This is a genomic window from Siminovitchia jepli (assembly GCF_047228825.1).
Taxonomy (GTDB): domain Bacteria; phylum Bacillota; class Bacilli; order Bacillales; family Bacillaceae_C; genus Siminovitchia.
Genome location: NZ_JBFEGN010000163.1, coordinates 1 through 3,343, shown reverse-complemented (window position 1 = coordinate 3,343; position 3,343 = coordinate 1). Strand labels below are relative to the sequence as shown.

Annotated in this window: 4 protein-coding genes; 3 read left to right on the top strand and 1 reads right to left on the bottom strand. The window is 42.6% G+C overall.

From position 1 onward, the window contains the following. Positions 1–186: hypothetical protein (locus AB1L08_RS21900; protein ID WP_413066707.1), on the top strand; the 186-nt coding region annotated here is incomplete at its 5' end. Positions 187–228: 42 nt separating this feature from the next. Here AB1L08_RS21900 and AB1L08_RS21895 read toward each other — a convergent pair. Continuing rightward, entirely contained in the window at positions 229–672 is a 444-nt protein-coding gene (locus AB1L08_RS21895; protein ID WP_413066706.1) for a GNAT family N-acetyltransferase, read from the bottom strand. A gap of 120 nt (positions 673–792) precedes the next feature. Here AB1L08_RS21895 and pdxR point away from each other — a divergent pair, with 120 nt between their 5' ends. Next, positions 793–2,214 carry a MocR-like pyridoxine biosynthesis transcription factor PdxR gene (gene pdxR, locus AB1L08_RS21890; protein ID WP_413066705.1) on the top strand — a complete coding sequence of 474 codons (1,422 nt, stop codon included), beginning with the start codon at positions 793–795 and terminating at the stop codon, positions 2,212–2,214. 70 nt (positions 2,215–2,284) lie between these two features. Further along, the gene (locus AB1L08_RS21885; protein WP_413066704.1) at positions 2,285–3,025 is read left to right on the top strand and encodes a MerR family transcriptional regulator; all 741 of its coding nucleotides are present in this window, start codon (positions 2,285–2,287) and stop codon (positions 3,023–3,025) included. The last annotated feature ends 318 nt before the right edge of the window (positions 3,026–3,343 follow it).

Genomic DNA, 3,343 nt, shown 5'->3' with positions numbered 1-3,343 from the left:
TCAGATTACACTCCATTTCCAGTAAATTTTTGGGAATTCAGGAATTTACTCGTTTGGAATACCGAGAGTATATATAAATTTGGTTGGCGAACCAAAATTTATTTTACACTAGGGGGAGCTTTTTTTAATACCTTGCTGAAAGATTTCCGGAACCATATGAATAGCGTATGGTTTTCATTTTTATAATAGAAAGCCTGCCAGTTCCTTGAAAAACTTAGGCAATATAAATCAGATGGTGTAATGGAACCAGTCGCCGCGCACGCCGCCCATTTTTTCATAAAAACGCTGGGCACGATCATTATCAGTTGCTGTAATCCATGACATATGGGCGTAGCCATTGTTTTTCGTATAATGTTCACATGCTTTAAACAACTTTTGGGCGACACCTTTTCCCCTGGCTTCTTCGATGACATAAAGATCATTCATGACCGTAATTTGATCTGCCTTCGTGGTACTGTATGTAAAATACAAGGTGGCAAACCCGAGCAAATTTCCTTCATTTTCAGACACAAACTGAATCCCTTCTTCTTTTTCAAGCAGCAGGTGAAAAATATGTTGGACTTTTTCAATTGGCGGTTTCGGCCTTTGGTAAAAGTCCACAATATATTCGTACATCAACGCTGTCAATGGATCTTTGTCTTTTTGTTCTGCCGGCCTGACTTTGATTGTCATGAAAATCCCTCCTATATATATATAAAAATGCAACGTTTTCGTTTATTATGAGAGAGAACTGACTACCAAAAAAGATACAAATTCACATTATTTAATCGGTACAGATGGGAGAGAACGAGCATGAATATAATCCCCAAATTGGACAAGAAATTAAAAGAACCATTATATATACAGCTTTATCAATATTTCAAAGAAGAAATTCAGTCAGGAAGAATTCCTTCCTGCAAACGCCTGCCGTCCATCCGGCAGCTTGCCGGGGATCTTCACATCAGCAAAACAACGATTCAATGGGCCTATCAACAGCTCCTTGCTGAAGGATATATAGAAAATAAAGAGCGAAGCGGATACTACGTTGTGGAAATGGAAAGCATGCCCTTCGGACATACTTTTAGTCTGCCGAAACAACCAAGATCTGAAAAGAATCCTTTTAGGAAAGGCAGCGATGTACTTTATGATTTTTATATGTCCCACATTGATGCTGATCACTTTCCGTTTCAAAAATGGAGGACATGCCTCAACCAAACAATGCTTTCCAATCCGAAAGAACTCCTTTTTTATGGCGACCGTCGAGGTGAACCGGATCTTCGGGCCGCCATCAGCAGCTACCTCCGCCAATCGCGGGCAGTCAATTGTATGGCCGATCAACTCGTGCTTGGTGCCGGCACCCAAACGATTGTTAGATTACTATGCCATCTGATCGGATGTGACGGAAAAAAGGTGGCAATGGAAGAACCCGGGTATGAAGGAGTTCGCCATGTTTTTCAACAGCTGGGATTTCAAGTCATTCCAATACCTCTTGAAGAAGATGGATTAAGCGTGGATGAATTACATAAAAGCGGTGCAAAAGTTGTGTATATCACACCATCCCACCAGTTTCCGCTTGGCATGGTGATGCCAGTTGCCAAGCGGATGAGGCTGTTAAAATGGGCAAAGGAAATCGGCGGTTTGATTATTGAAGATGATTATGACAGCGAGTTCCGCTATCATGGAAAACCGATTCCGTCACTGCAAGGCCTGGATGTAAACGGAAATGTCGTTTATGTGGGCACATTTTCAAAATCGCTAATGCCTGCCGTTCGAATGAGTTATGCAGTGCTGCCGCATCGCTTGCTAAACATGTATCAGCACCATGATCACGGCTATGATCAAACCGTTTCAAGGCTGCACCAAAAGACCTTGCAGTTGTTTATGGAAAGCGGCGAGTGGGAACGCCATCTTCGAAGAATGAAGAAAGTATACCAAAGAAAGCATGATATTCTGCTGCAAACCATTCACCATGTCATGAATGGGCATGTACAAATCACCGGCCAAAATGCCGGCCTTCATGTTGTCATGAAAATAAACAGCCCAAAATCGGCAGATGATTTAGTTCACATTGCAGAAAAATCAGGTGTCCGGGTCTACGGGGTTGTAAATAAGTGGATGAACATCCAGAAAAAGGACGAACCGCTCATTCTTCTTGGATTCGGCGGATTGTCCATCAAGGAGATACAAGAAGGAATCGAACGGCTTCATGAAGCCTGGCTTCCTTTTTATAAATAATTTTTTAAAAATGTATTGACTCTCACGTTGCGTGACCCTTTATATTCTTTTTTGAAGGGAGGTTCCAGGAATGAAGGTAAAGGAAGTTTCAGATCTGTCCGGGATCAGCATACGAACGCTTCATCATTACGATGAAATTGGTTTATTGTCGCCTTCCCAAAAAACGCCGGCGGGCTACCGGCTATATTCCGCTGCAGATTTGGAAACACTCCAACAAATCTTGTTTTTTAAAGAACTTGGCTTTTCTTTGAAAACAATAAAAGAAATCATCCAAAGCCCTTCCTTCGACAGGTACGAAGCCCTCCAGCTCCAGAAAAAACTGTTGCTGGAAAAACGGGCGCGTCTCGACAAAATGATCGATTTGGTCGAAAAGACAATCAAACACGAGAAAGGAGAGATTGAAATGTCCAACAAAGAGAAATTTGCAGGCTTTGATTTCAGCCATAACCCGTATGAACAGGAAGCACGCGAGCGCTGGGGAGACGAAGCAGTTGATCAGTCCAATGCGCGATTGGCCAGGATGTCAAAGGAGGAGCAAAAGCAAATGGGTGAACAGATGAATGCGATTTATCGAAAGCTTGCCCACTTAAAAGACAACCCGCCTGAATCAGAAGAGGCACAGGCCGCGATCGGCGAATGGTTTACATTTTTAAACGGGACTGTTGGAAATTATTCGCTTGCAGCTTTTAAAGGCTTGGGCGAAATGTACGTCGCCGATGAACGCTTTACGAAAAATATTGACCAATTTGGCGACGGCCTGGCAAAATTCATGCGTGATGCCATGGCTGTCTATGCTGATCAAAACCAATAAAAAGAACGCCTCAAGTCTTTAAGCTTGGGGCGTCATTTTTGGCTATTCTCCCACAAAATGAATATATAGGTCTTCTCTGCCAATGACTTTTATATCTTTTGGTACACGTATAAACAAATACTGAAGGTTTCGGTGGCCATTGTAACCAATATCTTGCCACAGCCGCTTTTTTTCCGTAAATTGCGTTACGACAAATTCCTTTTTCTGAAACCTCTCCCCATTAAAATGGGGAGGTTCCGTAACCCTAAAGGGTCACGGTTCCATTGCGACAAATCGCAATGGCGCGTGTGTACTTTGTGCTTTTCCCTTTCCAGATGA

What these genes read in the sequence shown, in the direction of transcription:
- AB1L08_RS21895 (WP_413066706.1), bottom strand. Translation starts at nt 672, where the DNA reads ATGACAATCAAAGTCAGGCCGGCAGAACAAAAAGACAAAGATCCATTG.
- pdxR (WP_413066705.1), top strand. Translation starts at nt 793, where the DNA reads ATGAATATAATCCCCAAATTGGACAAGAAATTAAAAGAACCATTATAT.
- AB1L08_RS21885 (WP_413066704.1), top strand. Translation starts at nt 2,285, where the DNA reads ATGAAGGTAAAGGAAGTTTCAGATCTGTCCGGGATCAGCATACGAACG.